Annotated in this window: 10 protein-coding genes; 7 read left to right on the forward strand and 3 right to left on the reverse strand. The window is 63.2% G+C overall.

Going from position 1 to position 5,917, the window contains the following annotated elements; genetic code table 11:
* Positions 1-706 (forward strand): NAD(P)/FAD-dependent oxidoreductase (locus MOV74_RS29195; RefSeq protein ID WP_246930109.1); only part of this gene is annotated, 706 nt, incomplete at its 5' end.
* 109 nt (positions 707-815) lie between these two features.
* Here MOV74_RS29195 and MOV74_RS29200 read toward each other — a convergent pair.
* Positions 816-995: a YdcH family protein gene (locus tag MOV74_RS29200; protein WP_246930110.1), complete on the reverse strand. Its 180-nt coding sequence runs from the start codon at positions 993-995 to the stop codon at positions 816-818.
* Positions 996-1,326: 331 nt separating this feature from the next.
* Here MOV74_RS29200 and MOV74_RS29205 point away from each other — a divergent pair, with 331 nt between their 5' ends.
* The 3 genes from MOV74_RS29205 (at position 1,327) to MOV74_RS29215 (ending at position 2,138) form a co-directional block, all read left to right on the forward strand.
* Positions 1,327-1,533 carry a YdcH family protein gene (locus tag MOV74_RS29205; protein ID WP_246930111.1) on the forward strand — a complete coding sequence of 69 codons (207 nt, stop codon included), beginning with the start codon at positions 1,327-1,329 and terminating at the stop codon, positions 1,531-1,533.
* A gap of 112 nt (positions 1,534-1,645) precedes the next feature.
* Entirely contained in the window at positions 1,646-1,864 is a 219-nt protein-coding gene (locus MOV74_RS29210) for a hypothetical protein (protein ID WP_246930112.1), read from the forward strand.
* A 22-nt stretch (positions 1,865-1,886) separates the two neighbouring features.
* Positions 1,887-2,138 carry a hypothetical protein gene (locus MOV74_RS29215; protein WP_246930114.1) on the forward strand — a complete coding sequence of 84 codons (252 nt, stop codon included), beginning with the start codon at positions 1,887-1,889 and terminating at the stop codon, positions 2,136-2,138.
* A 3-nt stretch (positions 2,139-2,141) separates the two neighbouring features.
* Here the strand turns inward: MOV74_RS29215 and MOV74_RS29220 are convergent, their stop codons facing one another.
* The gene (locus MOV74_RS29220; protein ID WP_246930115.1) at positions 2,142-2,867 is read right to left on the reverse strand and encodes a GGDEF domain-containing protein; all 726 of its coding nucleotides are present in this window, start codon (positions 2,865-2,867) and stop codon (positions 2,142-2,144) included.
* A 141-nt stretch (positions 2,868-3,008) separates the two neighbouring features.
* Between MOV74_RS29220 and purE the strand changes: the two genes are divergently transcribed.
* Positions 3,009-3,497 carry a 5-(carboxyamino)imidazole ribonucleotide mutase gene (purE, locus tag MOV74_RS29225; protein WP_246930116.1) on the forward strand — a complete coding sequence of 163 codons (489 nt, stop codon included), beginning with the start codon at positions 3,009-3,011 and terminating at the stop codon, positions 3,495-3,497.
* Positions 3,494-4,600: a 5-(carboxyamino)imidazole ribonucleotide synthase gene (locus MOV74_RS29230; protein WP_246930117.1), complete on the forward strand. Its 1,107-nt coding sequence runs from the start codon at positions 3,494-3,496 to the stop codon at positions 4,598-4,600. Before purE ends, MOV74_RS29230 begins: the two co-directional genes overlap by 4 nt.
* A gap of 95 nt (positions 4,601-4,695) precedes the next feature.
* Here the strand turns inward: MOV74_RS29230 and aqpZ are convergent, their stop codons facing one another.
* Complete coding sequence (aqpZ, locus tag MOV74_RS29235; protein WP_246930118.1) at positions 4,696-5,418, reverse strand: aquaporin Z; 723 nt, start codon at positions 5,416-5,418, stop codon at positions 4,696-4,698.
* A 260-nt stretch (positions 5,419-5,678) separates the two neighbouring features.
* Between aqpZ and rpsU the strand changes: the two genes are divergently transcribed.
* Positions 5,679-5,917, forward strand: a 239-nt coding sequence (gene rpsU / locus MOV74_RS29240; RefSeq protein WP_246930119.1) for a 30S ribosomal protein S21, incomplete at its 3' end; no start/stop codon positions are given.

Below are 5,917 nucleotides of genomic sequence, written 5' to 3' on the forward strand. Positions count from 1 at the left end.
ATGCGATGCCGCGCTGCTGTCGCCGTCAACGGGCATCATCGACAGCCACGCCTACATGCTCTCGCTGCGCGGCGAAGCCGAGGCATCAGGCGCGGCCTTCGCGTTTCACACCCCGCTGATCCGCGCCAAGGCGGCGAACGGCCTCATCGAAATCGAAGCCGGCGGCGAGGCGCCAATGACGCTGCAATGCAGCCTCCTCGTCAACGCCGCGGGGCTCTCGGCGACGAATGTGGCACGCAACATCGACGGCATGCCGCTGGACCGGATTCCGCCGGCCTATCTCGCCAAGGGAAATTACTTCAGCTGCAATGCCAAGGCGCCGTTCTCGCGCCTGATCTACCCGGTGCCCGAACCCGGCGGGTTAGGGGTGCATCTCACTCTGGATATGGCAGGCCAAGCGCGCTTCGGCCCCGACGTCGAGTGGATCGAGACGATCAATTACGAGGTCGACCCGTCACGCGCCGAGCGCTTCTATCCGGCGATCCGCAAATACTGGCCGACACTGCCTGACGGCGCGTTGATGCCGAGCTATTCGGGCATCCGGCCGAAGATCGTGCCGCCTGCGGTCGCGACGCAGGACTTCCTGATGCAGGGCCCGCGCGATCACGGCGTCGCTGGCCTGGTCAACCTGTTCGGCATCGAATCGCCGGGACTGACGTCGTCGCTCGCGATCGCCGATCACGTCGCCGAGCTCGCAAGCACTTAAACCGCGCAAACATCTTTGCACGGTGCGCACCCTGCTGCAGGGATGAGCGCAAAGGCTCTCATCCCTGCGGGATAAGGGTACGATCAACTCTACGCTGTTACGGGGGTTACTAGTGGAGCGTGTTGCCTTGCCTCAGACGCTCGATCTGGTCCTTGACCATCAACTTCCGGCGCTTCAACTCAACAATTTGCAGGTCGTCTGTTGAAAGGTGCACGAGAGCTTCGTGCAATTCGTTTTCGAGAAGTTTGTGCTTCCGCTCCAATTCAACCAGATGTGCCTGAATTGTCATTCGAAACCTCCTCGGTAGGGTTGAACCTCAGGATTCGATCCGGACAACGAAGTCTACATCACCGATTCGTTCTGTCGATGGATATCCGTCATCACAGCTTCATTTTTGAAAATTCATATGTAACGAAGCGTGAGTAAAGGAACCGCGCGGGAAAAATCCATGATATCAATGCGCTTGCGCAGCGACGCTGCGATCGGCGGAAATATGTCGCTGGAGATCGGCGAACGGTGCTCGCAGATCGCTTGCGATCACACCGCGCAAGGACGATAATTTCCACAGGGCTTCCACAGCCTTAAATCTCACGCCTAATCGGTTTTCGGCCACCGCAGACATGACCAATGAAGACGAGCGTGAGCTCGAAGTCGAGCTCACCCGGTTGCAGCAGGAACACCGAGATCTCGATGCGGCGATCGATGCACTGCATCAATCGCCCGCCCCCGACCTGTTGCGGCTACAGCGATTGAAGAAGCGCAAGCTGTTGTTGCGTGATCGCATCGCGTTCATCGAAGACCAGATTACCCCCGACATCATCGCCTGATCTGCGAGCCGGCTTTTCGTCGAGCCACATGAATCCGCTTGACTCCAAAAGAACAAAATAGGAACATTTCAGCATCAGGAAACGCCTACGACGACTGACAAGGACAACGCAGATGTCTGCAACCGCCCTGCTCGACAACAGCCATTATGAACAGGCCTGCGATCAGGCGATCGCGATGTGCGACGGCAATTTGCGAAGCACCATCAAGGCGCTGATCATGGCGAACGAATATCTGGAAGCCGAGCTGGAAGAATTGCAGGCGGCGATTTCCGCCGGCTGCATTCCGGACGCCTCGCGTAGCAAGATGCGGAGCAAGAGCAGCGCCGCCTGAGTTTCAACATTGGAGCAACGCCATGTCGGACGTGACCTATTACGTTGCAATGCCCTTTTTGATGGATGCCGACGGCTCGCCTGTCGCAGGCGCAGCGGAAGAATGCCAGAGCTCGACGGCCGCGCTGCGGCGCGCCGAGCTCTTATCGCGGGGTGCAGGCCATATCGGCGCGGTCGCCTTCAGCCGCAGCGGGGATCCCATGACCGGCGAATTCGGCGACGCCACGCTGCTGCGCAAATTCGGCAACGTGCCCGAAGATCTCGCCACGCTGTAGAAGTCAGCTGCCGACCAGCCTGATCCGCGGCTCGTGCCGCCGGTGTGCCTTGCGCACATACATCGCGGCATCCGCCTCCTCCAGGGCGCGGCCCGCATCGGACTGCGCCCCCAGCAGCGCGACCCCGGCGGAGGCGCCCGCGGTCACCTGCTGGTCGCGAAAGACAAAGGACAATTCGTCCACCGCCTGCTCAAAGGCGGCCGCCTTCGCCTTGGCGTCGGTCTCGCTGAGATTCCAGAGCAGCAGCGCGAACTCGTCGCCCCCAAGCCGGCCGACCACGTCGGAAGCACGGACCTGCCGCGTCAGCGTTGCGGCAATCGCCTTGAGCACCTCGTCGCCGGCGCGATGACCGAACGAATCGTTGATCGGCTTCAACCGATCGACGTCGAGCACGATCAGCGCCCCACTGGCGCGGTAGCGCTTCATGTAGGCGATGGCGCGCGCGAGCTCGCGCTCGAAGCCGCGCCGGTTGGGGATCTCGAGCAGGAAATCGGTGTCGGCCGCAGCTTCCAGTTCCGCGACCCGGCGCTGCGCCTCCTTGAGCTTGGTCCGCAAGCCCCGGATCGTTGCCCTGAGGCTATCCTTGGCTCCACTATCGGCCGACGCGCCGGGCGCCGGCAGCCTCGTCGGACGTTTGGTCAGCCGCTTTGGGGCAGCTTTGGATCGGCCGGCGCTGGTCTTCCGGCCCTTTTTGGCCTTCGCAGCGCTCGCCCTTTTTGGTTTCTTCATGGGCATCCTGCTCAATGAAGGCTTGCGGGGATTCACCAAGACAGGATAGTGCATTCCCTTCTCCTTGCCACCGCCTTGCGAGCCGCCGGCCGGAACCGTTAATCTGGCCTATCCTTCTGTTTTTCGGGCACAATTAACGTCATGACCGCGCCGATCGCCATCATCATGGGAAGCCAGTCGGACTGGGACACGATGCGGCATGCCGCCGACACGCTTGCCGCGCTCGGCGTTGCCGCCGACACCCGCATCGTTTCGGCCCACCGCACCCCCGACCGGCTGTTTGCTTTCGCCAAGGGGGCCAAGGCCGCGGGTTACAAGGTCATCATCGCCGGCGCTGGAGGCGCTGCACATCTGCCCGGCATGGCGGCGGCGCTGACCGAACTCCCGGTGTTCGGCGTTCCCGTCGAATCCAAGACGCTGAAGGGCCTCGATTCGCTCTATTCGATCGTCCAGATGCCCGCCGGCATCCCGGTCGGCACCCTCGCCATCGGCAAGGCCGGCGCGATCAACGCCGCGCTGCTGGCAGCGTCCGTCCTGGCCTTGTCCGACCCGGCCTTGTCCAACCGCCTCGCCGCCTGGCGCAAGGCCCAGACCGAGGCAGTCGCCGAGCGCCCGGAGGACAAGGCGTGACCGACACCAGGCACGTGAAGCTGAAGCCCGGCGACACCATCGGAATCCTTGGCGGCGGACAATTGGGCCGGATGCTGGCCATGGCTGCGGCGCGGCTCGGCCTGCGCTGCCAGGTGTTCTCGCCCGATCCGGACTCGCCGGCCTTCGACGTCGTCTTGAACGCGACCTGCGCCGAATATGCCGATGTCGAAGCGCTCGAACTGTTCGCCAACGACGTCGACGTCATCACCTACGAATTCGAGAATGTGCCGGCCGCGGCTGCGATGGTGCTGGATGCGCGCCGCCCCGTGCTGCCCAACCGCAAGATTCTCGAGACCACCCAGGACCGGCTCGCCGAGAAGGATTTTGTCACGCGGCTCGGCATCGGTACGGCCGCTTACGCCGACGTCACCTCGGTGGCTTCGCTGCGCGAGGCGATCGTCCGGATCGGTCTTCCGGCGGTGTTGAAGACGCGCCGCTTCGGTTACGACGGCAAGGGCCAGGCCATCATCCGCGAGGGCGACGACATCGCCAAGGTGTGGACCAGCCTCGCCACCAAATCCGCGATCCTGGAAGCCTTCGTGCCATACGAGCGCGAGATTTCCGTGATTGCCGCGCGCTCGGCCACGGGCGAGGTCGAGTGTTTCGACGTCACCGAGAACGAGCACCGCGACCACATCCTGAAGATATCGCGCGCTCCCGCGTCGATCCCGGATTCGCTCGCCGAAGAGGCGCGCAGCATTGCCGGCAAGATCGCGAGCGCGCTCGACTATGTCGGCGTGCTCGCCGTCGAGATGTTCGTGCTCGCCAATGGCACCGGACCGAAGGTGCTGGTCAACGAGATCGCCCCGCGCGTGCACAATTCCGGGCACTGGACGCTCGACGGCGCGTCCGTCTCGCAATTCGAGCAGCACATCCGCGCCATCGCCGGCTGGCCGCTCGGCAAGCCGGTACGCCACGGCGAAATCGTCACCATGACCAACCTGATCGGCGACGAGATCAACGATCACGAAAAGTGGCTGACCGTCCCCGGCGCCACGGTGCACATCTACGGCAAGGGCACGCCGCGCCCCGGCCGCAAGATGGGCCACGTCACCGAAGTCAGACCGACGAAGAGCAAGTAGCGGGACCGCAGCATTCGCTGCGATCCCGCCTCGCGGTTTTTGTTTGACGCGTTTTCTTGACGCGAACCGGTATCCACTTCGCTCGAAAACGCTCTCTACGCCGTCTTCGCGCCCGCGACGACGCCAGCCGGCTCCTCGCTGAGCCAGCGATAGATCACCCCGCCCAGCGCGCCGCCGATCAGCGGCGCGACCCAGAACAGCCAAAGCTGCGCCGTCGCCCAGCCGCCGACGAACAGCGCCGGGCCCGTGCTGCGCGCCGGGTTCACCGACGTGTTGGTGACGGGGATGCTGACGAGATGGATCATCACCAGCGCGAGCCCGATCGCGAGCGGTGCGAAGCCTGCGGGGGCGCGGCCATGAGTGGAGCCCATGATGATGAACAGGAACATCATGGTCATCACCACCTCGGTGAGGAAGCACACGATCATGCTGTACTGGCCCGGCGAATGCGCATCGTAGCCGTTGGAGGCGAAGCCCTTGCTGACGTCGAATCCGGGAGCGCCGCTGGCGATGACGTAGAGCAGCCCCGCCGCCACGATCGCACCGGCGACCTGGGCGATCACATAGGGCAGGATCTGCCCGGCGGGGAAGCGGCCGCCGGCGGCAAGACCGACCGTGACCGCCGGGTTGAGATGGCAACCCGAGATGTGGCCGATGGCATAGGCCATGGTGACGACGCTCAGGCCGAACGCGAGGGAAACACCGACCAGGCCGATTCCGACCTGAGGAAAGCCCGCGGCGATCACCGCGCTGCCGCAACCTGCGAATGTGAGCCAAAACGTGCCGATGGCTTCAGCGGCGTATTTCTTGATATCCATGTGTCGTCCCCTACTTTCAAAGTTTCCGGAACAAGGCTCCGAAAACGGCCCCACCCTTGGCGTCAAATCTCCCAAATCAGGGCCGCACGGAGGTATTTTGCCTTATTTAATGGCTGAACTTGGCCCGAATCCCCGCTTGGCCGGTGGACATCCCCGCTTTTGTCTGATACATCCGCGCCCTCAAGGTTAAGGGCTTGCGCGTTTCGCCATCCCCTTCGTCTTACCAGAATTCAAATCCGATCCACTGAAGAGGATGCCGCGTGCAGGTTCTCGTTCGCGATAACAATGTCGATCAAGCCCTCAAGGCGCTGAAGAAGAAGATGCAGCGCGAGGGTATTTTCCGCGAGATGAAGCTCCGCGGTCACTACGAAAAGCCCTCCGAGAAGAAGGCCCGCGAAAAGGCCGAAGCCGTGCGCCGCGCGCGCAAGCTGGCCCGCAAGAAGCTGCAGCGCGAAGGCCTGCTGCCGATGAAGCCGAAGCCGGTGTTCGGCGCCGGTCC

This window comes from Bradyrhizobium sp. SHOUNA76, from assembly GCF_023006445.1.
In the GTDB taxonomy this organism is placed as follows: domain Bacteria; phylum Pseudomonadota; class Alphaproteobacteria; order Rhizobiales; family Xanthobacteraceae; genus Bradyrhizobium.

What these genes read in the sequence shown, in the direction of transcription:
- MOV74_RS29205 (WP_246930111.1), top strand. Translation starts at nt 1,327, where the DNA reads ATGACCAATGAAGACGAGCGTGAGCTCGAAGTCGAGCTCACCCGGTTG.
- aqpZ (WP_246930118.1), bottom strand. Translation starts at nt 5,418, where the DNA reads ATGGATATCAAGAAATACGCCGCTGAAGCCATCGGCACGTTTTGGCTC.
- purE (WP_246930116.1), top strand. Translation starts at nt 3,009, where the DNA reads ATGACCGCGCCGATCGCCATCATCATGGGAAGCCAGTCGGACTGGGAC.
- MOV74_RS29200 (WP_246930110.1), bottom strand. Translation starts at nt 995, where the DNA reads ATGACAATTCAGGCACATCTGGTTGAATTGGAGCGGAAGCACAAACTT.
- MOV74_RS29215 (WP_246930114.1), top strand. Translation starts at nt 1,887, where the DNA reads ATGTCGGACGTGACCTATTACGTTGCAATGCCCTTTTTGATGGATGCC.
- MOV74_RS29210 (WP_246930112.1), top strand. Translation starts at nt 1,646, where the DNA reads ATGTCTGCAACCGCCCTGCTCGACAACAGCCATTATGAACAGGCCTGC.
- MOV74_RS29220 (WP_246930115.1), bottom strand. Translation starts at nt 2,867, where the DNA reads ATGAAGAAACCAAAAAGGGCGAGCGCTGCGAAGGCCAAAAAGGGCCGG.